This is a genomic window from Paraburkholderia sp. SIMBA_054 (genome assembly GCF_046534875.1).
Classification (GTDB): domain Bacteria; phylum Pseudomonadota; class Gammaproteobacteria; order Burkholderiales; family Burkholderiaceae; genus Paraburkholderia; species Paraburkholderia hospita.
This window is the reverse complement of record NZ_JAWRXV010001028.1, coordinates 1-262: the sequence shown is the minus strand read 5'-3', so window position 1 is coordinate 262 and position 262 is coordinate 1. Positions and strand designations below refer to the sequence as shown.

General features: G+C 48.9%; 1 protein-coding gene. It reads right to left on the bottom strand.

The genetic code is table 11. The features are described from left to right. The coding region (locus tag SB822_RS58265; RefSeq protein ID WP_139594883.1) for a SlyX family protein at window positions 1–164 on the bottom strand (164 nt) is incomplete at its 3' end. Window positions 165–262 lie beyond the last annotated feature (98 nt).

Here is a 262-nt window from a genome sequence, read left to right as displayed (position 1 = left end):
CTGGCTTTTAACTTCTCGGTCAGCAGACGCAGATGATCGCGCAGTTTCGCCATCTCCATTTCATGAGCGGTCACCGTGACGTTCAGTTCTTCAATGGTGATTTCCTGAAAAGCGAGTCGGCTCTCCAGCTCTGCCAGGCGTGCTTCCAATGATAAATCCTGCATGATTCACCTCTTTTGTCGAATGGTCGCCGCGGATTCTACTTAACTTTGCTGCCCGAGACAGCACTCATTTCGCGGTCATCGAAACTAATTTAAACAAA